Here is a 19,786-nt window from a genome sequence, read left to right as displayed (position 1 = left end):
CACGCAAAAGCACTTTCGGCGGCGTGTAAAGTATGACGTTGGCGGGGTCCCTCATGCCTGCCAACGTCTTGCATCCACCAGAGTTCTGTCCGCCAGTTCCTCCCCCTGGCGGTGTCCGGCAGAGGGCTATGCACCATCCAACCGGTGTCCCCTCTGCGGTCGACGCACCCACCGGTTATTGGTCCGGTGGGTGCGTCAGTTTTTGCGACATGGCGACTTCACACCCGGCGCTTAGTCCTGTGCGGCCTGCCGGGTCGCGGAACAAAGTGTTGCGGCCCGCGTTGACCCCGCAACAAACGCCGAAATCTGGCGACGTAAGAAAAAGGACAGCAAATGCCCAGCAAGTTTCAGACCCTGACCGCAAGCGGTGCTTTCATGGCGGCAGCTGCATTGACAGGCGCGACTGCAATAGCAGGCCTCTGGTCCGACTCCCCCGTGGATGCGCTTTCCTCATCCCAAGCGACGACAGAACTGCCCAGCCCGGCCATCATGGATTACGATGAATTGCATGGCCTGCCGATTTATGACGCAGAGGCCGACCCGATCGGAACTGTTGCCGAAGTTAGGGTCGGACCGGATGGTCAGGTCACCGGTGCCATCGCCGAGATTGGCAGTTTCCTTGGTTTTGGCGGCCGTCTGATTGACCTCGACCTGCACCAGATGGGGATGCGGGGTGTGAACAGCGATGCCGCTGCTCCTGCCGTTCAGCTTCTGGTCAGCAACGCGGAGCTGGAACAGTTGCCGCGGTTCGACGGCTGAGCATAGGACATTGCGAATGCATCCCAACCTTCGCCAGCACTGGCAACTGACAATCCTCGCGGCCGTTGCGGTGATCTCTGCCCTGTATTTCGCAAAACCGGTCTTTGCGCCTTTCGTGCTGGCATTCGTGTTCGCTGTCGTGTTGACACCGATTTCCGATTTCTGGCTGCGGACCGGTCTTCCTGCGACCGCCTCCAGCCTGATGACACTGGCACTGTGCGTGCTGGTGATCGTCGTGCTTGCCGTGGCGCTGGAGCCGGTCGTGAACGGGCTTTACACCGAATGGCCGGGCATACGGGCCGGTATGCAGGAAATGGTGTGGAACATCCGCAGCGTGCTGCGGGACATTGACGATGTCTCGCGCGAGGTGACGGACGCATTGGCGCCTACGGCCGCGCAAGGGGCCGGGGGCGATGCCGTCGACGAGGCCAGCAAGTCACTGCCCAGCCTGTCAGAGCTGATGTTCATGGCTCCGGCACTGCTTGGTCAGGTGATGATCTTTCTTGGCGCGCTCTACTTCCTGCTGCTCTGCCGGAGCGACGTTTATCGCTGGCTGGGCAAGCTCTCGACCGTGAACTCCAAGGCAGCTGCCCTTAAATTCTACGAGGCGGATCGCGTTGTGGCGCGATATTCGCTGACAATCACCATCATCAACGTTTGCTACGCAGTTTGCGTGGCCTTGGTGTTCAAGGTGATCGGCATGCCGGGCTACATGATCTGGGGCGTCGCGGCGGGGGTGTTGAATTTCGTCGTGTATCTTGGCCCCGCTCTGGTGGCGACGGCGGCTCTGGTCGCGGGAACGGCAGTCTTCGACGGCGGCATGTCCTTTGTCCCGGCAGGCGCCTATCTGATCCTCAACGTCATAGAGGCGCAGTTTGTCACGCCGACGCTTGTCGGACGGCAGACAAACGTGAACCCGCTGCTGGTGTTCCTGTCGCTTTGTCTGTTCCTGTGGCTTTGGGGGCCGATTGGCGGGGTGGTGGCAATCCCGATCCTGGTCTGGTTCATTGCAGTCTATGACGGGCTATCCACCTTGGCCGCAGAAGAGGCCGCTGCCACGAAGATCCTGACCTAGCATCTGCCACCGGTTGGCAGATGCGCGGCGCAATCACCCACGTCGGGTGTCAATCTTCGCTGAATTCCGCGATGGGGAAAGTGATCTCCAGCACGTAAGTCTCACCACCCTCGGTGACCTCCATCGTGCCTTCAAGCTGACCTACGAAGGCGGCAATCAGCTGCGACCCCAAGCCGCCACTTTCGACCGATGCGGCCTCTTCCGAGACGCGTTCGCCCAGCGAATTGGCGATCCGCAGAACGGCTTCGCCGTTTTCCAGCTCGCGCAGGGTCACCTCCAGCCACGGGCCGCTGCCATCTTCGGGCTTACCGATATATTTCAGCGCGTTGTTCGTGGCCTCTGAAACGGCAAGGCTAAGCGGCACAGCCTGATCGGGGTAGAGGATGATCGGATCGGCGATCTGGCGGATCTCGATCCGGCTGTCGGGCAGGCTGCCTGCCGCGACAACGCGATCGACAATGGCCTTCACCAGTTCATCCGCCTGCACCCGTCCTTGCAAGGAAGTCTCGTACAGGTTGCGATGCACGGTCGCGAGGCTCATCACACGCGACTGCACATCGCGCAGCGCCACGCGCGCGTCGGTATTCGAGGATTCGCGGATCTTCATGTTAAGGATCGACGCGATCAGCTGAAGATTGTTCTTCACCCGGTGGTGGACTTCTTTCAGAAGCACTGTCTTGTCGTGGATCATGTCCTCCAGCTCGGCCTCGTCGCGCAGCACGCTGACGGCCAGCCGATGCCAGGTCTCGTCGATTTCGCGCAGTTCCCGCGGCGCGATAAGATCATTGCGCGGCGGCTGGATCGCGCGCGAGCGCATGAACATCAGCATCCGCGCGCGCAGGTTGCGTGTGGGGCGGATCACCAGCCGTTCGACGGCAACATAGGCCACGGCCAGGCTGGCCAGCCACATCAGGATCGGGAAAAGCAGCGGGATCGCCAGACGTATGGCCCCTGCGGTGATCGAGTTGACCTGCGAGGGCCAGCTGCCAAGCGCATAGATGAGGTCCGGCACGACCGGAACGATGGCAAAGACGCGCTCTTCCGCCATGCGGGTGACGCCGGTAAAGCTTTGCTGTGGTTTGCCAATGTAATCCTGCAGCGGGCGTCCGGCAGGCAGGCGCACCTCGACCCCGTCCATGCCGCCGCTGGCCGACAGGATCTCTCCGTCGTCGTTAAACAGAACAAGGTCCAGCGGCGTGTCGTTGGGGATATCGTTGTCGCGGGCGTGCAGTCTGGCATGCGGAATGGATACCGACACGTGGCCAAGATATTCGTCGGCTTCGAGGATCGGGAGCGACACGATGATCACCGGCACGCCGCTCGCGGTGCCTGCTTCGGACATGGTGACGCGCGGGCGGGGCTCTTCCTTCATCAACTGGTAGAGCTTGTTGCCCGACACATCCAGCTGGCGCGGGGCCGAGGAGCATTCGATGATGCCATCGGCATTGACGAAGCCGGCAAACGAATATGTGTTGGAGGTCTGCAGATAGTCGCGCAGGACCGACGTACACCGTTCAGGCTCGTCCCGGATCAATGGCACGAAGCTGGAAATCGCCTGCGCCGCCCCGAAGGCCGTACGCAGCAAACCCTCCTCACCGCCGGCCGCGGCTGCGGTCAGGGCAAGGAGGCTGCTTTCAGCATTGCGCCGCGATTTCTCGACCACGACGGCGGTCTGCGACACAGAGATCAGTCCAAGCGGCAACAGCGCCGCTGCGAGCATCACGCCGAACCGAAAGGCCAGCCCATCGCTCGCACGTCGAAGCCGTCGTATCACGCCGAGAATCTGCCCGGTGGGATCATGCCGTTGACGACGGCCATGGTGGCCTTGTCGGTCATTTCCATGCTGTCATCGGCATTCAGGTGCAGCAGTTCGGCCAGTCGCGCCCGGCCGCGGTTCACACGGCTCTTGATCGTGCCGATGGCCACGCCGCAGGTTTCTGCCGCATCCTCGTAGGAAAAGCCGGATGCGCCCACAAGAATAAGCGCCTCGCGCTGTTCATCCGCCAACCGCGCAAAGGCTTCTTCAAAGTCGCGCATTGCAAGGCGGCCGTCGTGGTGCGGCTTCTCGGACAGGGTTTCTGCAAAGCTGCCATCAACATCCGCCACTTCGCGGCGGCTCTTGCGTTTGTCGGAATAAAACGTGTTGCGCAGGATCGTGAACAGCCAGGCCCGCATATTGGTGCCGGGTTCAAAATGATCGATCTTGTTCCAGGCCTTGACGACGGTGTCCTGCACCAGATCATCGGCGGCGGCACCATTGCGCGTCAGGCTGAGCGCAAAGGCCCGCATCGACGGCAAATGTTCAACGATCTCGTCGCGCGGATCGGGGTTTCCATCCAGGGATTTCACAGCGCTCATTTGTTGGCTTCCTGTGCCTTGAGCTTTTCAAGGAGCTCTTTGAACCTGTCCGGCACGTCTTCTTCGACAGTTTTCTGGTAAACCTTGCGCAGGTTTTCCTCTATCTGTTCTTCCAGGCCAGATTTTCGGTTTGGTAGAGCCATACTATTCCCCTGCGACGCTTCATCTACGCAAAAAGTTATGCAACATGGGAACCGAACGCAAACCAGCGGCGTTAGGTTCCAAGAAAAACATGAGAGGTACCATAAAATGACGGATGGTCGTTCTGCTGCGGATTTCGCGGAGACGGTTGGCAGCCTGCTGCCTTACTTGAGACGCTATGCACGCGCTTTGACCGGAAGCCAGACGACGGGGGACAATTACGCAGCCGCGACGCTTGAGGCTCTGCTTGAGGATCGGTCGATTTTCGACGCCGATCTTGATCCCAAGGTCGCCCTGTTTCGTGCCTTTCACGTGATATGGACCAGCGCAGGCGCGCCTGTGGCCGAGGATGAGACGGCAATCGGGCGCAGCGCGCAGGCCCATATGGCCAAGCTGACGCCCAATACCCGCGAAGTGCTGCTGCTTTATACGATCGAAGGTTTCCCGTATCGTGACATCGCCGCGATCATGGATATCTCGCAGCAGGAGGCCGAAGAGCTTCTGACCATCGCGCGCCGCGAGATGGAGACCAGCCTGTCGGGCCGTATTCTGGTTATCGAGGACGAGGCCGTCATTGCGCTCGATCTTCAAAGCATCATTGCCGATATGGGGCACGCGGTCACCGGCGTCGGTCGTACCCGCGACGGGGCGGTCTCGCTTGCGGAAAAGGAAAAGCCCGATCTTATCCTTTCCGACATCCAGCTTGCGGACGGATCCTCTGGCATCGATGCGGTGAACGACATCCTTGCGGCGGCGGGCGAAATCCCGGTCGTGTTCATCACCGCGTTCCCCGAGCGGCTCTTGACGGGCGAACGCCCTGAACCCGCTTTCGTCATCACAAAGCCTTATTCGGAAGAACAGGTTCAGTCTGCGATCAGCCAGGCCATGTTCTTCGCGTCGACCGAGACGCTTCACGCCTGAGCGTGACAGTTGCAACAACAAAGAAGGGCGGCCAACCCAGCCGCCTTTTTTTATGCCTTCCGCGCTGGTCCCAAAGGGTCAGACCGGCGGGCGACCTTTGAGGGCGCGCACGATCATCGCGACAACGAACAGCACCACGAAGATGAAGAACAGGATCTGCGCGATCCCGGCCGATGCGCCCGCAATGCCGCCAAATCCAAACAATGCGGCAATCAGTGCAATCACAAGAAATGTCAGTGCCCAGCCAAGCATGAGGGCCTCCTTTCGCTTTGTTTTCCGGCGCGCCGCTCCTTGGCGCGTTGTGTCAGGGAAACGTCCGGTTTGGCGCGGCGGTTCCCGGATTTAAATTGCGCAAGGCGGGGAACAAACCAGCCGCGGCTGCGTTGCGAGGGCCGCCGGAAAGCGCGCGGATCGTAGCCGTTTCAGGGCGGCGTCAGCGCGCAGGCTCCGACCTCCGTTGGGGGCATGGCGGAGCCTGACCGAATCCACTACCACTGGCATGACCGGGCGCGGCATCCCATGCGGCGCAAGCCCCACCCATGGCGCGCCCGATCCTCGCCACAGATCGAACCAGAGGAATGACCAATGCTCAAGAATGACCAACTCGAAGCCTGGGACCGGGAAAACTTCTTTCACCCTTCCACCCATCTGGCCGAATTTGCGCGCGGGAACCTGCCGCACCGGGTCATCACGGGCGGGAAGGGGTGCCACATCACCGACCGCGAGGGCAACCGTCTGCTGGATGCCTTTGCCGGGCTTTACTGTGTGAATGTGGGGTACGGCCAGCAAGAGATTGCCGAGGCCATCGCCACGCAGGCGCGCGAACTGGCTTATTACCATGCCTATGTCGGTCATGGGACCGAGGCGTCGATCACGCTGTCGAAGATGATCCTCGACCGGGCGCCGGATCACATGTCCAAGGTTTATTTCGGCCAGTCAGGCTCTGACGCCAATGAAACCAACGTGAAGCTGATCTGGTACTACAACAACATCCTTGGCCGCCCGGAGAAGAAGAAGATCATCAGCCGGTGGCGCGGCTATCACGGCTCGGGTCTGGTCACCGGGTCGCTGACGGGGCTGGAGCTGTTTCACAAGAAGTTCGATCTGCCGCTGGCGCAAGTCATCCACACAGAGGCGCCCTATTACTTCCGACGCCCCAAGCAGGACATGAGCGAAGAGGCTTTCGCGGCCCATTGCGCGGCCGAGTTGGAAGAACTGATCCAACGCGAGGGCCCGGAGACGATTGCGGCCTTCATCGGCGAGCCGGTGCTGGGTACCGGCGGCATCGTGCCGCCGCCCGCAGGTTATTGGGAGGCGATCCAGGAGGTTCTGGCGCGCCACGACATCTTGCTGGTCGCTGATGAGGTTGTCACCGGGTTCGGGCGGCTTGGCACGATGTTCGGCTCTGACCACTACGGGTTGAAGCCGGATCTCATCACCATCGCCAAGGGGCTGACATCTGCCTATGCGCCGCTGTCCGGATCGATTGTGTCCGACAAGATGTGGAAAGTGCTGGAGCAGGGCACGGATGAAAACGGACCCATCGGCCACGGCTGGACCTATTCCGCCCACCCCATCGGGGCCGCCGCCGGGGTTGCCAACCTCAAGCTGCTGGACGAACAGAAGCTGGTAGAGAATGCGGGTACCGTCGGCGCCTATCTCAACAAGGTGATGGCAGAGGCTGTCGGGGAACACGCCCATGTGGGCGAGGTCCGGGGCGAGGGCATGCTCTGCGCCGTGGAATTCGTCAAGGACGCCGAGACGCGCGAGCTCTTTGATGCGTCAGAGAAGGTCGGGCCAGGCATCGCCGCGGCCTTGCTGGAGCGTGGGGTCATCGGTCGCGCGATGCCGCAAGGCGATATCCTTGGCTTTGCGCCGCCCTTCTGTCTGACGCAGGCAGAGGCGGACGAGATCGCCGCCAAGACAGCCGAGGCCGTGAAGCAGGTCCTGGGCTGACGCCGAAACATTCCCAGCGTCGGGCGTCGCTCTGTCATCGGGGCGACGCGTGGCGCGAAGGGGAGGCCGGTCTCGCCGCATCGCATTTGCCTGTCATACGGTCGCGGCAGGCAGACACACGAAGGCCCATCCCGCCATGCATATTGAAACCGAAAGTGCGACCAGACCGCGGCTCGATCCCGCACTCTTGTCTCTGGGGCTTGGCCCTGCGGTCGCGCTTGGCATGGGGCGCTTCGGCTATGGAATGCTGCTGCCTTCGATGCAGGCGGATCTGGGGTGGAGCTATGTCCAGTCGGGGCTGATAAATACTGCCAATGCCATTGGCTACCTGGGGGGCGCGTTGCTGACCAGCGCGGTGCTGCGGCGGATGAGCCCCGCCAGCGCTTTCGGTGCGGGCCTTGCCGTTGTGGTGTTCAGCCTGCTGCTGACGGTGCTGGTGCGCGACTTCACGGTTTTGCTTGCGCTGCGCCTTCTCGCCGGGCTTGCGGGCGGCGTGGTCTTTGTCTCGGGCGGTGTGCTTGTGTCGGGCGCAGAGGCTGCGCGGCACCGCCGGGGCTTTTACCTCGGGGCGTATTACGCCGGGGCGGGCAGCGGGCTGCTTCTGGCCGGGCTCGCGTTGCCGCAGATCATGGCTTTGGATTTCCCGCAAAGCTGGCCATGGGGATGGGCCGCGATGGGGGCGCTGTCCGCGCCCCTGGCCATCTTTGCCGCCATACAGGCGCGGCGCATCGATCCGCACCCGCAGGGCGACACCGGTGGCAGACGTTTCGATCTGCGGAGCAATGCCGGTATCCTCGCGGGTTACATGCTCTACGGGACCGGATCGATTGGCTACATGACCTTCGTGACCGCCTGGCTGAGCAACGGCGCGGATGAGGGCTGGCGTGTGTCTGTTTTCTGGACGACCTTCGCGCTTGCCGCATTACTTGCGCCGTGGCTCTGGCAGGGGCTGCTGGACAGGTGGCGCGCGGGATGGGCATTTCTTGCGCTGGTCGGGTTGAACGGGATGGGGTCGCTCCTGCCTCTGCTGCCCTTCGGCCTTGTGGCCGTGCTGTCCTCTGCGCTGGTGTGCGGTGCGACGTTTTTCGCGATCGTCGCGGTCACAACGATGCATGTGCGCCGGGCCGCAGGTGCTGCCGACCGGGCCCGCGCGATTGGACTTTTCGCGGTGATCTTTGGCTTGGGGCAGGCGATCGGCCCGGTGCTGACGGGCGCCGTTGCCGACGTGACGGGGCAGCTTGGTGCAGGTCTTCTGCTCAGCGGCGTTCTGATCGTCGGGGGTGCGCTTCTTGGTGCGCGAGCGCGGACGCAGGAGGCCAAACAAACCTAGCGCGGCATAGCTGATGCAGCGCATCGCGGCGCGCGTCACGAAGTCCCGCTGGACAGGCCCCGGCGGATGGCCGATGAACATGCCGCGCGGGCGTTGAGCGTTGCGCTCGTCGCGACCCGTCCGAAGGGTCGGGCGACTATTTCAGTCGGGGTATTTGACCCCGTTTCATCATCAGGGACATGCCATGACAACCGACGATATGGACCGCGAAACCACCCATTCCGCCGAGGATGATCCGCGCAATCGCGACATCCTGATCTATGTCGACGGCGCCCTGAAGCATCGCGACGAGGCAAAGGTTTCGGTCTATGACAGCGGCTTCATGCTGGGGGACGGGATGTGGGAAGGGCTGCGGCTTTACAATGGCAAATGGGCCTTCCTAGATGACCACCTCGACCGGCTATACGACTCCTGCAAGGCCGTGGCGCTGGATATCGGACTGACCCGCGCGGAACTGGTGCAGGCGCTGGAAGAGACGCGGCTCGCCAATGGCATGACCCATGATGTGCATTGCCGCCTGATGGTGACGCGGGGTGTCAAGGTGCGCCCGTTCCAGCACCCGTCGCTGTCGCGCAGCGGGCCGACCATCGTCATCATCATGGAGCATTCGAAACCCGTCGATACGCTCCAGTCCAAGGGCATCCGTCTGGCCACTGTCCCGCAGGTGCGCGGCCTGCCGATGAGCCAGGACGCCAAGTACAACTCTCATTCAAAGCTGAACTGCGTGATCGCCTGCATTCAGGCCGAACAGGCGGGCGCGGATGAAGGTCTGATGCTGGACCCGCATGGCTTTGTGAACACGACAAATGCCTGCAACTTCTTCATCGTCCGCAAGGGGGAGGTTTGGACCTCTACCGGTGATTATTGCATGAACGGCGTGACCCGGCACAAGGTGATAGAGCTGTGTCGTCAGGACGGTATCCCGGTGTTCGAGCGCAACTTCTCGCTGATCGATGCCTATTCGGCGGACGAAGCCTTCCTGACCGGAACATTCGGTGCGCAGACACCTGTGGCCGAAATCGACGGGCGCAGGATCGGCAATGATGACGGGAAAGGCCCCATCTTTGCCCGCATCCGGACGCTATATAAGTCTCTGGTCGAAAACGACACGAGATAAGTCGGTCCGGAGCAACTTGTCCGGCTGCAACGTGACCTGAGGTCGTTTTTTGATTTTCACGTACAAGGATGCTTGCGGCCCCGTCAGGAATTTAGTTTCATACGGTCTTACAGGGGGCTTGAAGCAAAGACCGCATTTGCGAATGCGTGTCGACACTTTGTCAAAGACTTGGGCGACGTAAGCAGGCGAAAACGCCCGCCTACACACCCACGCCCGCGGCAAGGCCTGCCCTTGAGAAATCTGTCTTGCGAAACAGGCGTCGGCGCGTCCGGGCAGTTCGCATGAGACGATCAAGTGAAACCAACTGGGAGATCACAAATGACACTCAAGAAACTTATGGTTTCGGCAGGGTTCGCGGCATTGATGGCCGGCTCTGCCATGGCCCAGCAAACGCTGGTCTATTGCTCGGAAGGCTCGCCCGAAGGGTTTGACCCGGCGCTGTTTACCGCAGGCACCACCTTCGACGCCTCATCGCACCCGATCTACAACCGTCTGGCCGAATTCAAGACCGGCACGACAGAGGTTGTTCCCGGTCTGGCAGAAAGCTGGGAAGCCTCCGAAGACGGGCTGGAATATACGTTCCACCTGCGGTCCGGCGTGAAATTCCATTCCAACGACAGCTTCACGCCGACGCGCGATTTCAATGCCGATGACGTGGTCTTTTCGTTTGAACGCCAGCGTCTGGACGATCACCCCTATCACGGGGTTTCCGGCGGGTCCTGGGAATACTTCCAGTCCATGTCCATGCCCGATTTGATCAAGTCGGTCGAAAAGGTCGACGACATGACGGTCAAATTCGTGCTCAACCGGCCCGAAGCGCCCTTCATCGCCAATATGGCAATGGATTTCGCCTCGATCCTGTCGGCCGAATATGCCGATGCGATGATGGAGGCAGGCACGCCCGAGATGCTGAATCAGGCGCCGGTCGGCACCGGGCCGTTCAGCTTTGTCGCCTATCAGAAGGACGCGGTGATCCGCTATGCCAAGAATGCCGAGTATTGGGCTGATGGTCTGCCCAAGGTCGACAATCTGGTATTCGCAATCACGCCAGACGCTTCTGTCCGCTACCAGAAGCTTCAGGCTGGCGAATGCCACATCATGCCCTATCCCAACCCTGCCGACATTCAGGCGATGCAGGACGATGAAGGCATCACCGTCGCGCAGCAGGAAGGTCTGAACGTCGGATATCTGGCCTATAACACCACCGTCGCGCCCTTTGACAATCCGAAGGTCCGCAAGGCGCTGAACATGGCGATCGACAAGCTGGCGATCATCGACGTGGTCTTCCAGGGCTCTGGCGAGATCGCCAAGAACCCGATCCCGCCGACGATGTGGTCCTACAATGACGCGGTCGAAGATGACGCCTATGATCCCGATGCGGCCAAGGCCATGCTCGAAGCCGAGGGCGTGTCGGATCTGTCGATGAAGATCTGGGCGATGCCGGTGCAGCGCCCATACAACCCCAACGCGCGCCGCATGGCAGAGCTGATGCAGGCCGATTTTGGAGAGATCGGTGTTGATGTGGAAATTGTGTCTTACGAATGGGGCGAATACCTCGAACGCTCGCGCGCGCTTGATCGTGATGGTGCGGTTCTTCTGGGCTGGACGGGCGACAACGGCGATCCCGACAACTTCCTGGCCGTGCTGCTGGGCTGTGACGGGGTCGAAGCGTCAAACCGGGCGCAGTGGTGCCACCAGCCCTTCGAAGACCTGATCCAGCAGGCCAAGACCGTGACCGATCCGGCAGAGCGCACGCGTCTGTACGAAGAGGCGCAGGTGATCTTCAAGGAGCAGGCACCCTGGGCCACGATCGCGCATTCGGTTGTCTTCATGCCGATGCGCCCCGAGGTTGAAGGCTACAAGGTGCACCCGCTGGGCGGCCATATCTTCACCGATGTGAGCCTCGCCGAGTAAACGCGTCACCGCAACGACCGGGAAGGGGCCGTTCGCGGCCCTTTCCGCCACCTCAAGAAGGCAGCCTCATGGATCGTTTCGCAGAATATCGCGGCGTCGCGCGCCGTTTGGGCGTCGACGCTGTTGGCCTTGTGCCGGGGCCGAATTTTACCCGCGCGCTGGGGCAGGCCTTCGGCACGAACGAGCGCCCCAAGCTGGTGATCATCCCGGCAGAGGGCGAGCCTGCGGCACTGATGCCGAACCTTGAACTGGGGTCCTGGGCACAGGTCGATTTTCCGGGCAAGACCTTCGACTGGATGGATCAGACCGGCTACGGCGATGCCTTCGCCGCGCTGGCTGGCCATTTGCCGCTGACGAGCCTTGCCGTCGAGGGGCAGGTGATGCGGGTCTTCGTCCATCACGCGCTGGCCGCCGCCTATCCGGGGTTGCAGATCGTGGATGCAGAGCGCGAAATCTCGGGCCTGCGGACCGTCAAAACGGATGCGGATATCGCCGCGCTTGAACAAGCCATCCGCATTTCCGAAACCGCCCTTTCCGACACCATCGCGCAGGTCCGCGCGGGCATGACCGAAAAACAGGTCGAAAGCATTCTCGTCGGGGCGCTTTTCGCAAACGGCGCCGATGATATGGCCTTTGCGCCCATCGTTGCGGCTGCCGATAACTCTGCCCGCCCGCATGCCCATGCCCGCAGCGATTACCAGATCCGGCCCGGCGACGCGCTGCTGATCGATTTTGGCGGCATTTCGGCCGGGTTCTGCGCCGATATCACGCGCACGTTTTTCGTGGGTCATGCCTCGGACGAGGCGCAAGAGGTCTATGCCACCGTCCTTGCCGCCAATGAGGCGGGTCACAGGGTCACCCGCGCGGGTGTCACCGCGCATCAGATTGACGATGCGGTGATCGGCGTGCTCGAAGCGTCGCCCTATGCCGACCGTATCCGCACCAAGACGGGCCACGGGTTGGGCCGGGACGTCCACGAGGCACCCTATATCATGCGTGGCAACCACGAAGTTCTGGCCGCAGGAACGGTGTTCACCAACGAACCGGGCCTCTACCAATTGGGCGGCTTCGGCGTCCGGATCGAGGATGACGTGCTTGTCACCGAAACCGGTTGCCGCTCGCTTACGACATTTCCCAAAGACCTGACGGTGATCGGCTGATGCTGCGTTTTCTTTTCTCCCGGCTGGCGACCTTTTTCGTAACCTTCGTGGGTGTCACGCTGATTTCCTTTGCCTTCATCCGCGTCATTCCCGGCGATCCGATCATCGTCATGGCGGGCGAACGCGGCATGTCGCAGGAACGCTATGAAGAGCTAAGCCGCCAATACGGGTTCGACCAGCCGCTGCTGACGCAGTTCTGGGACTACCTGACCGGCGTGTTGCAAGGCGATCTGGGGCAAAGCTTCGTCACCAAGAAACCGGTCTGGGACGAATTCTTCGCGCTTTTCCCGGCAACGCTGGAGCTGTCGCTCTGCGCCATCATCCTCGCCATTGCGCTGGGCATCCCGGCTGGGGTGATTGCGGCGGTGAACCGGGGCAAGTTCTTTGACCGGGCGCTGATGTCCTCGGCGCTGGTGGGCTATTCCATGCCGATCTTCTGGTGGGCCCTGCTGCTGATCATCGTGTTTTCCGGCAACCTTGGCTGGACGCCTGTCTCGGGCCGGATGGGGCTGCTGTACTATTTCCCCACGCCCACCGGTTTCATGCTGATCGACAGTCTGCTGTCGGGGCAGGACGGCGCCTTTACCTCGGCCATTCGTCACCTGATCCTGCCGACCATCGTGCTGGCGACCATCCCGCTGGCGGTGATCGCGCGGCAGACGCGGTCCGCCATGCTGGAGGTTCTGTCCGAAGACTACATCCGCACCGCCCGCGCCAAGGGTCTGAAGCCGTGGCGTATCAACGGGCTGCACGCGCTTCGAAACGCGATGATCCCCGTCATTACCGTCATTGGCCTGTCCGTCGGCACGTTGCTGGCAGGTGCCATCCTGACCGAGACGATCTTTTCCTGGCCCGGTATCGGCAAGTGGATGGTCGACAGCATCTTCCGCCGCGACTACCCGGTGGTGCAGGGCGGACTGCTGCTTGTCGCCGTGGTGGTGATGATCGTCAACCTGATCGTGGACATGCTCTACGGGCTCATCAATCCCAGAATCCGGACGCGCAAATGACCGATATGACCGAAGCCGCCGCAACCGCCCCCAAACGCCCCGGCCGCCTTGCCGAGTTCTGGCAGTATTTCAGCGAAAACCGCGGTGCCGTGATCGGGATGTGGACCTTTGGCATCCTCGTCCTGCTGGCGCTGCTCGCCGACGTGATCGCGCCGCATAGTGCGACCGAACAATTTCGCGAAGCCACGTTGCAACCGCCCGTCTGGCAAGAGGGCGGCAGCTGGACCTTCCCGCTGGGCACAGACCCGCTGGGCCGGGACATGCTGTCACGGCTGCTATACGGCGCGCGGTTTTCCTTCTTTGTCGGCATGGTCGTGGTGGTCATCGCGGCGACTGGTGGCATCCTGCTTGGCCTTGTTGCCGGGTTTGCGCCGAAATGGCTTGATACCGTCATCATGCGGCTGATGGACATCATCCTGTCTTTTCCGTCGCTGCTTCTGGCGCTGGTTCTGGTGGCGATCCTCGGGCCGTCTTTGCTGAACGCGATGATCGCGATTTCGGTAGTGCTGCAGCCGCATTACGTCCGCCTGACGCGCGCCGCCGTCATCAACGAACGCACGCGCGATTACGTGGTCTCTGCCCGTGTGGCAGGGGCAAAGCTGCCCCGGCTGATGTTCATCACCGTGCTGCCCAACTGTCTGGCCCCGATCATCGTGCAGGCGGCGCTGTCCTTCTCCAACGCGATCCTCGATGTGGCCGCGCTCGGGTTTCTTGGCATGGGTGCGCAGCCGCCAACGCCGGAATGGGGCACCATGCTGGCCGAGGCGCGAGAGTTCATTCTGCGCGCATGGTGGGTTGTGACCCTGCCGGGGCTGGCGATCCTGATCACCGTGCTGTCGATCAACCTGATGGGCGACGGGCTGCGCGACGCGCTTGACCCCAAGCTGAAGCGGAGCTGACATCATGGCACTGCTGAACATACGCAATCTATCTGTTGATTTCGCCACCGGTGGGGGATCGTTCCGCGCCGTGGACGGGGTGGATGTCACTGTCGAGGCGGGCGAAGTGCTGGCCATCGTGGGCGAATCCGGCTCTGGCAAATCTGTCTCGATGTTGGCGGCGATGGGGCTGCTGCCCTGGACGGCCACGGTCACGGCAGATGAGCTGACCTTTGATGGCAAGGACCTGCGCAACCTGTCACCTTCGGCGCGGCGCAAGGTGATCGGGCGCGATGTCGCGATGATCTTTCAAGAGCCGATGTCCTCTCTGAACCCCTGTTTCACCGTCGGTTTCCAGATCCGCGAGGCACTGGCCCAACACCTGAACCTTGACCGCGCGGCCCGCAAGAAACGCGCGCTGGAGCTGATGGAGATGGTCGGCATTCCTGCACCGGAGAAGCGGCTGAACGCCTTCCCGCATCAGCTGTCAGGCGGGATGAACCAGCGGGTGATGATCGCGATGGCCATCGCCTGCGGTCCCAAGCTGTTGATCGCGGACGAGCCGACAACCGCGCTTGATGTGACCATTCAGGCGCAGATCCTTGATCTTCTGACGGGGTTGCAGCGCGATGCCGGGATGGGGCTGATCCTGATCACCCATGACATGGGCGTCGTGGCCGAAACCGCGCACCGGGTCGCCGTGCAATATGCCGGCTGGAAGGTCGAGGATCAGCCGGTCAAGGACCTGTTCCAGACGCCGCACCACCCCTATACGGCTGCGCTGCTGGCGGCCCTGCCGGAACGCGCGACCGAACGGCGCCTGCCGACCATTCCCGGCGTTGTGCCGGGGCAATTCGACCGGCCACAAGGGTGCCTCTTTTCACCGCGCTGCGCCTTTGCGGATGACCGCTGCCGCAGCACGCTGCCGCCGGTGCAACCACCCGAACTGGGCCGTGCACGGTGTCACTATCCGCTCATGGCCCCCGCCACGGAGGAGGCGCAATGACCCAGCCCGTCGTCACCGCCCGCAACCTGTCACGCCACTATGAAAGCGGCGGCGGCATGTTCAGCCAGCGGCAGGTCGTGCGCGCCCTGTCAGAGGCCAGCTTCTCCATCGATCCGGGCAAGACGCTTGCGGTGGTCGGGGAAAGCGGGTGCGGCAAGTCCACGCTTGCACGGCTGATCACCCTGATCGAAGAACCGACTGCGGGGGAGTTCACCATCTGCGGCACCCCCGGCGTGCCAGAAAACTGGGACAGCCTGCGGTCGCAGGTGCAGATCGTGTTTCAGGACCCTTACGGCTCGCTCAACCTGCGGCACCGGGTCGGGTCCATCATCGAAGAACCGCTGAAGATCAAACGCCCCGACATGCCAGCAGCCGAACGCGCCTCAAAGGCCCGCGAGATGATGGAGATGGTCGGCCTGCGACCCGAACATTACGACCGTTTCCCGCATATGTTCTCGGGCGGGCAGAGGCAGCGGATTGCAATCGCCCGCGCGCTGATTCTGGAGCCGAAGCTGCTGGTGCTGGACGAGCCCGTGTCTGCCCTGGACCTGTCGATCCAGAGCCAGGTGCTGAACCTGCTTTTGGATCTGCAAGAGCGTATGGAGCTTGCCTATCTCTTCATCTCGCACGACCTTTCGGTGGTCAGGCACGTCGCGGATGATGTGGTGGTGATGTATCTGGGGCGCCCGGTGGAACGCGGATCAAAGGAGGCAGTCTTTGGCGCGCCGCGCCATCCCTATACGGTGGCGCTCTTATCAGCGACGCCGTCCGCCGATCCGACCCGGCACCGCAACCGGATCAAGCTGGAAGGGGAACTGCCCTCGCCGCTGGACATCCCCGCAGGTTGCCCCTTTGCGCCCCGTTGCTGGAAAGCGCAGGACCGGTGCCGAACTGAACGTCCTGAACTGGGCGATGCCGCGCATGCCGCCGCCTGTTTCTACCCGGAGGGGACCGAAACCGCCTGAAACTGCTGCGCCTCAGAGGTCAGGTGGTTTCCACGATCAGGTGTTCGAGCCCGTGAAAGTGGTAAAGATCGGCGTAGCGTGCCGGTTCGACCATGCGCAGGTTCGGGTACATTCGCAGCAGAATCGTCAACCCGATCCGCAATTCAAGCCGTGCAAGGGGGGCGCCGACGCAGAAATGCACGCCCGCGCCAAAGCTGGTATGCGGTTTCGCGGGGCGCGCCGGATCAAACCGGTCGGCTGCGTCCCAGACAGCCGGATCACGGTTCGCGGCGCCCAGCATCAGCGCCACCTGGTCACCGCGTCGAAATTCGTGCCCATGGATCGTGACCGGTTCCAAGGCGTAGCGCGTGAATATGTGCAGGGGCGGGTCATGGCGCAGGATCTCCTCGACTGCGAGATCCATATCCGCCAGCGCCACATTCTGCGTTCCAGTCTGCAAGAGGGCCTTCAGCCCGTTTCCCAGCGTATGAACGGTGGCCTCATGCCCGGCGTTGAGCAGCAAGATGCAGGTCGTGATCAATTCGTCGGTAGAGAGCTTCTCGCCTTCCTCCTCCGCTGCGATCAGATGGGTGATGAGGTCATCGGCTGGCTGCGCCCGGCGCTCTTCGACATAGCCGCGCAGGAAATCCGAAAACTCTTGCGCAGCCGTTGCCGCGGCATCCTCTATCGCGCGGTTGCGGCGGGCCTGATACATCGCGACCATCGCGTTCGACCACGCCAGAAGCTGCGGCGCGAGGTTGTCCGGCACGCCCAGAAGCCGCGCGATCACGATCACCGGCAGCGGAGTGGCATAGGCGGCCAGCACGTCCACCGGGCCTTGCGGCAGATCGCGGGCCAGCTGCGTTGCCAGCGTATCGATCTCGGGGGCCAGTTCCTTGATCCGGCGCGAGGTAAATCCGCGCAGGACCAGCCCGCGCAGCCGGGTGTGGCGCGGCGGGTCAAGCTCCAGCATGGAATGCGCCTCGACCGCGTAGAAAGCGCGCAGATGATCCGGGATCGCGCCCGCAAGCTCTGCCGGGCATTCCCGCCCGAATCGACGATCCCGCAGCAAGGCATTCACCGTCGCATGGTCCATCGCGGCGGGCATCTGGTAGTGGGTCCACCACACCAAGGGCGCAACCGCGCGGGCGCGGTCATAGGCAGGGTAGGGGTCCTGGACAAAAACGGGGTCGGTGGGGGACTGTTCGAATGACTGCATGCGGCCAATACATGCTCTGCACCGCACCAAGCGCAAGGGGGATTTGCGGCTTGGCGCAGGTTCTTGTCACTTTCTGAAAAAACTGGCTTGCCTCCCGCGAGGCGCTTGGCTAAACCACCCTCCACGGGTGATTAGCTCAGTTGGTAGAGCGCTTCGTTTACACCGAAGATGTCGGGAGTTCGAGCCTCTCATCACCCACCATCATATCTCTGGCAGCGCTTATTAATCGTTCGCTCTTTGTGGCGGAGATATGGCGCGTGCTGTGCAGCTGTCTGGAGATTCTTGACGCAGCGCTGGTCGCAAAGCGTTGGCGGCCCGGCTGGGCCGCCGGGGTTCAGTATTCTTCGCCGCCGCTATTGCTCTGCCACGGTTTGGCGAGGTTGCCAAAGCGGGTGAACTGGCTTTCGAAGCTGAGGGCGACCGAGCCGATCGGGCCGTGACGCTGCTTGCCGATGATGACCTCTGCCTTGCCGTGAAGGTGAGACATCTCGTCCTGCCAGCGGGCCATTGCATCCAGATCGTGATCGCCGGGTTTTTCGCGCTCCTTGTAGTATTCCTCGCGGAAGACAAACATGACCGCATCGGCATCCTGTTCGATTGACCCGGATTCCCGCAGGTCCGACAACTGAGGCCGCTTGTCCTCGCGGTTTTCCACCTGACGCGACAACTGTGACAGGGCGATCACCGGGATGTTCAGTTCCTTGGCGATGGCCTTCATGCCCATCGTGATCTCGGAGATCTCGTTGACGCGGTTTTCCGAACGCCCGGTGCCGCGGACAAGCTGAAGGTAGTCGATAATCAGCACGTCGAGCCCATGTGTCCGTTTCAACCGCCGGGCACGGGCGGCAAGCTGTGAGATCGGAAGGGCAGGCGTGTCGTCGATGTAAAGCGGACAGGCCTCCAGCGCTTTGGCGGCCTCTACGAAGCGGCGGAATTCGACCTCGTCCATGTCGCCCTGACGGATCTTGTGCGAACTGATTTCGGATGCTTCGGCAAGGATACGGCCGGCAAGCTGTTCGGCGCTCATTTCAAGGCTGTAAAAGCCCACGACACCGCCTTCTATCGCCCCCTCGCTGCCATCCGGCAATGTCCCGCGTTTATATGCCTTGGCCACGTTGAACGCGATGTTGGTCGCAAGCGAGGTTTTCCCCATCGACGGACGCCCGGCGAGGATCAGAAGGTCCGATTTGTGCAAACCGCCGAGCTTGGCATCTAGATCCGTCAAGCCGGTAGAGATACCCGCCAGCCCGCCGTCACGCTGATAGGCAGCGTTTGCGACATTGACCGCCTCGGTCACGGCCTTCAGGAAAGATTGAAACCCGCTCTCGCTCTGGCCCTGTTCGGCCAGCTTATAAAGCGCCTGTTCCGCCTCGACGATCTGTTCTCTGGGCTCTGATCCGATCTCGACCTTGGTGGCCTTGGAACTGATGTCGCGGCCCAGCAGGATCAGATCGCGGCGCACGGCCAGATCATAGATCATCTGCGCGTAATCACGGATCGCAAAGGACGCCACGGCAGAGCCCGCCAGCGTCGCCAGGTAACGCGGCCCGCCCAGCTCCTTCAGCCCTTCGTCATCCTCCAGAAACGCTTTGAGCGTCACCGGAGAGGCGAGGTTGTTCTTGGCGATCCGTGCCGCTGCGATCTCGAAGATGCGGGCATGAACGGGTTCATAGAAATGCTGCGGCCCAATGATGCTGGCGACCCGGTCATAGACATCGTTGTTGGTCAGAATCGCACCCAGAAGCTGCTGTTCAGCCTCGATGGAATGCGGCATCGTATCGGGCTGCTGAATCTCCGCGCCCGTCGGATTGAAAGCGGTGATTTCGTTCATGTCGTGCCCCTCTGGCGTCAGACCGCTGACATAGACCATCCCCGGCGGCTCTCGCAAATTGTATAAACTGTGGAAAGCCTGTGGGTAAGTTTTATTACATCATCTTGGCAGGTGTGATGCTTTCACGTCAACATGTTGTGGCGAATTCTTGCCACAACATTTTTTTA

Annotated in this window: 18 protein-coding genes and 1 tRNA gene; 13 read left to right on the top strand and 6 right to left on the bottom strand. The window is 61.9% G+C overall.

The genetic code is table 11. From position 1 onward, the window contains the following. Window positions 1-333: 333 nt before the first annotated feature. Both EDD52_RS02445 and EDD52_RS02440 read left to right on the top strand, forming a co-directional pair. A complete protein-coding gene (locus EDD52_RS02445) occupies window positions 334-759 on the top strand; it encodes a PRC-barrel domain-containing protein (RefSeq protein WP_132241442.1) in 426 nt (141 codons plus the stop codon). 16 nt (window positions 760-775) lie between these two features. Then, window positions 776-1,834: an AI-2E family transporter gene (locus EDD52_RS02440; RefSeq protein ID WP_165907440.1), complete on the top strand. Its 1,059-nt coding sequence runs from the start codon at window positions 776-778 to the stop codon at window positions 1,832-1,834. 49 nt (window positions 1,835-1,883) lie between these two features. Here the strand turns inward: EDD52_RS02440 and EDD52_RS02435 are convergent, their stop codons facing one another. From EDD52_RS02435 to EDD52_RS02425, 3 genes are read right to left on the bottom strand one after another with little or no spacing between them, the layout of a single operon-like run. Next, window positions 1,884-3,608, bottom strand: coding sequence for a sensor histidine kinase (locus tag EDD52_RS02435; RefSeq protein WP_132241438.1), 1,725 nt, complete (start codon window positions 3,606-3,608; stop codon window positions 1,884-1,886). Continuing rightward, window positions 3,605-4,192: an RNA polymerase sigma factor gene (locus tag EDD52_RS02430; protein WP_132241436.1), complete on the bottom strand. Its 588-nt coding sequence runs from the start codon at window positions 4,190-4,192 to the stop codon at window positions 3,605-3,607. The genes EDD52_RS02435 and EDD52_RS02430 overlap by 4 nt, the downstream gene beginning before the upstream one ends. Beyond that, window positions 4,189-4,335: a NepR family anti-sigma factor gene (locus EDD52_RS02425; protein ID WP_132241434.1), complete on the bottom strand. Its 147-nt coding sequence runs from the start codon at window positions 4,333-4,335 to the stop codon at window positions 4,189-4,191. The genes EDD52_RS02430 and EDD52_RS02425 overlap by 4 nt, the downstream gene beginning before the upstream one ends. A gap of 106 nt (window positions 4,336-4,441) precedes the next feature. Here EDD52_RS02425 and EDD52_RS02420 point away from each other — a divergent pair, with 106 nt between their 5' ends. After that, entirely contained in the window at window positions 4,442-5,254 is an 813-nt protein-coding gene (locus tag EDD52_RS02420; RefSeq protein ID WP_132241432.1) for a response regulator, read from the top strand. Between the two features lie 78 nt (window positions 5,255-5,332). On the opposite strand, the gene EDD52_RS02415 is transcribed toward EDD52_RS02420, so the two are convergent. Next, window positions 5,333-5,506 (bottom strand): DUF1328 domain-containing protein, encoded by a 174-nt coding sequence (locus tag EDD52_RS02415; RefSeq protein ID WP_132241430.1) that lies wholly within the window; start codon window positions 5,504-5,506, stop codon window positions 5,333-5,335. Between the two features lie 333 nt (window positions 5,507-5,839). Here EDD52_RS02415 and EDD52_RS02410 point away from each other — a divergent pair, with 333 nt between their 5' ends. From EDD52_RS02410 to EDD52_RS02370, 9 genes are all read left to right on the top strand, one after another. Next, complete coding sequence (locus EDD52_RS02410) at window positions 5,840-7,210, top strand: aspartate aminotransferase family protein (protein ID WP_132241428.1); 1,371 nt, start codon at window positions 5,840-5,842, stop codon at window positions 7,208-7,210. Window positions 7,211-7,346: 136 nt separating this feature from the next. Beyond that, window positions 7,347-8,540, top strand: a complete 1,194-nt coding sequence (locus tag EDD52_RS02405; RefSeq protein ID WP_132241426.1) for a YbfB/YjiJ family MFS transporter — start codon at window positions 7,347-7,349, stop codon at window positions 8,538-8,540. A 184-nt stretch (window positions 8,541-8,724) separates the two neighbouring features. Beyond that, window positions 8,725-9,657 (top strand): D-amino acid aminotransferase, encoded by a 933-nt coding sequence (locus EDD52_RS02400; protein ID WP_243651807.1) that lies wholly within the window; start codon window positions 8,725-8,727, stop codon window positions 9,655-9,657. A 318-nt stretch (window positions 9,658-9,975) separates the two neighbouring features. After that, window positions 9,976-11,571 carry an ABC transporter substrate-binding protein gene (locus EDD52_RS02395; RefSeq protein WP_132241424.1) on the top strand — a complete coding sequence of 532 codons (1,596 nt, stop codon included), beginning with the start codon at window positions 9,976-9,978 and terminating at the stop codon, window positions 11,569-11,571. 68 nt (window positions 11,572-11,639) lie between these two features. Next, entirely contained in the window at window positions 11,640-12,731 is a 1,092-nt protein-coding gene (locus EDD52_RS02390) for a M24 family metallopeptidase (RefSeq protein WP_132241422.1), read from the top strand. After that, window positions 12,731-13,741: an ABC transporter permease subunit gene (locus EDD52_RS02385; RefSeq protein ID WP_132241421.1), complete on the top strand. Its 1,011-nt coding sequence runs from the start codon at window positions 12,731-12,733 to the stop codon at window positions 13,739-13,741. The genes EDD52_RS02390 and EDD52_RS02385 overlap by 1 nt, the downstream gene beginning before the upstream one ends. Next, on the top strand, window positions 13,738-14,640 hold the full coding sequence (locus tag EDD52_RS02380; protein WP_165907439.1) for an ABC transporter permease subunit: 903 nt from the start codon (window positions 13,738-13,740) through the stop codon (window positions 14,638-14,640). Before EDD52_RS02385 ends, EDD52_RS02380 begins: the two co-directional genes overlap by 4 nt. A 4-nt stretch (window positions 14,641-14,644) precedes the next feature. Next, on the top strand, window positions 14,645-15,625 hold the full coding sequence (locus EDD52_RS02375; RefSeq protein ID WP_132241420.1) for an ABC transporter ATP-binding protein: 981 nt from the start codon (window positions 14,645-14,647) through the stop codon (window positions 15,623-15,625). Beyond that, a complete protein-coding gene (locus EDD52_RS02370) occupies window positions 15,622-16,590 on the top strand; it encodes an ABC transporter ATP-binding protein (protein WP_132241419.1) in 969 nt (322 codons plus the stop codon). Before EDD52_RS02375 ends, EDD52_RS02370 begins: the two co-directional genes overlap by 4 nt. A gap of 19 nt (window positions 16,591-16,609) precedes the next feature. Here EDD52_RS02370 and EDD52_RS02365 read toward each other — a convergent pair whose 3' ends face one another. Then, window positions 16,610-17,788 (bottom strand): cytochrome P450, encoded by a 1,179-nt coding sequence (locus tag EDD52_RS02365; protein WP_132241418.1) that lies wholly within the window; start codon window positions 17,786-17,788, stop codon window positions 16,610-16,612. A 125-nt stretch (window positions 17,789-17,913) separates the two neighbouring features. Between EDD52_RS02365 and EDD52_RS02360 the strand changes: the two genes are divergently transcribed. Next, window positions 17,914-17,989: transfer RNA gene (locus EDD52_RS02360), tRNA-Val, on the top strand. Window positions 17,990-18,122: 133 nt separating this feature from the next. Here the strand turns inward: EDD52_RS02360 and EDD52_RS02355 are convergent. Further along, complete coding sequence (locus EDD52_RS02355; protein ID WP_132242002.1) at window positions 18,123-19,619, bottom strand: replicative DNA helicase; 1,497 nt, start codon at window positions 19,617-19,619, stop codon at window positions 18,123-18,125. Window positions 19,620-19,786: the final 167 nt, after the last annotated feature.

The organism is Primorskyibacter sedentarius (assembly GCF_004342065.1).
GTDB classification, from domain to species: domain Bacteria; phylum Pseudomonadota; class Alphaproteobacteria; order Rhodobacterales; family Rhodobacteraceae; genus Primorskyibacter; species Primorskyibacter sedentarius.
This window is presented reverse-complemented; position numbering and strand designations above follow the sequence as displayed.

Bases quoted from the DNA above. Each gene is read 5' to 3' on its own strand.
- EDD52_RS02445 (WP_132241442.1), top strand. From the start codon at position 334: ATGCCCAGCAAGTTTCAGACCCTGACCGCAAGCGGTGCTTTCATGGCG.
- EDD52_RS02440 (WP_165907440.1), top strand. From the start codon at position 776: ATGCATCCCAACCTTCGCCAGCACTGGCAACTGACAATCCTCGCGGCC.
- EDD52_RS02430 (WP_132241436.1), bottom strand. From the start codon at position 4,192: ATGAGCGCTGTGAAATCCCTGGATGGAAACCCCGATCCGCGCGACGAG.
- EDD52_RS02425 (WP_132241434.1), bottom strand. From the start codon at position 4,335: ATGGCTCTACCAAACCGAAAATCTGGCCTGGAAGAACAGATAGAGGAA.
- EDD52_RS02420 (WP_132241432.1), top strand. From the start codon at position 4,442: ATGACGGATGGTCGTTCTGCTGCGGATTTCGCGGAGACGGTTGGCAGC.
- EDD52_RS02415 (WP_132241430.1), bottom strand. From the start codon at position 5,506: ATGCTTGGCTGGGCACTGACATTTCTTGTGATTGCACTGATTGCCGCA.
- EDD52_RS02410 (WP_132241428.1), top strand. From the start codon at position 5,840: ATGCTCAAGAATGACCAACTCGAAGCCTGGGACCGGGAAAACTTCTTT.
- EDD52_RS02405 (WP_132241426.1), top strand. From the start codon at position 7,347: ATGCATATTGAAACCGAAAGTGCGACCAGACCGCGGCTCGATCCCGCA.
- EDD52_RS02400 (WP_243651807.1), top strand. From the start codon at position 8,725: ATGACAACCGACGATATGGACCGCGAAACCACCCATTCCGCCGAGGAT.
- EDD52_RS02395 (WP_132241424.1), top strand. From the start codon at position 9,976: ATGACACTCAAGAAACTTATGGTTTCGGCAGGGTTCGCGGCATTGATG.
- EDD52_RS02390 (WP_132241422.1), top strand. From the start codon at position 11,640: ATGGATCGTTTCGCAGAATATCGCGGCGTCGCGCGCCGTTTGGGCGTC.
- EDD52_RS02385 (WP_132241421.1), top strand. From the start codon at position 12,731: ATGCTGCGTTTTCTTTTCTCCCGGCTGGCGACCTTTTTCGTAACCTTC.
- EDD52_RS02380 (WP_165907439.1), top strand. From the start codon at position 13,738: ATGACCGATATGACCGAAGCCGCCGCAACCGCCCCCAAACGCCCCGGC.
- EDD52_RS02375 (WP_132241420.1), top strand. From the start codon at position 14,645: ATGGCACTGCTGAACATACGCAATCTATCTGTTGATTTCGCCACCGGT.
- EDD52_RS02370 (WP_132241419.1), top strand. From the start codon at position 15,622: ATGACCCAGCCCGTCGTCACCGCCCGCAACCTGTCACGCCACTATGAA.
- EDD52_RS02365 (WP_132241418.1), bottom strand. From the start codon at position 17,788: ATGCAGTCATTCGAACAGTCCCCCACCGACCCCGTTTTTGTCCAGGAC.
- EDD52_RS02355 (WP_132242002.1), bottom strand. From the start codon at position 19,619: ATGAACGAAATCACCGCTTTCAATCCGACGGGCGCGGAGATTCAGCAG.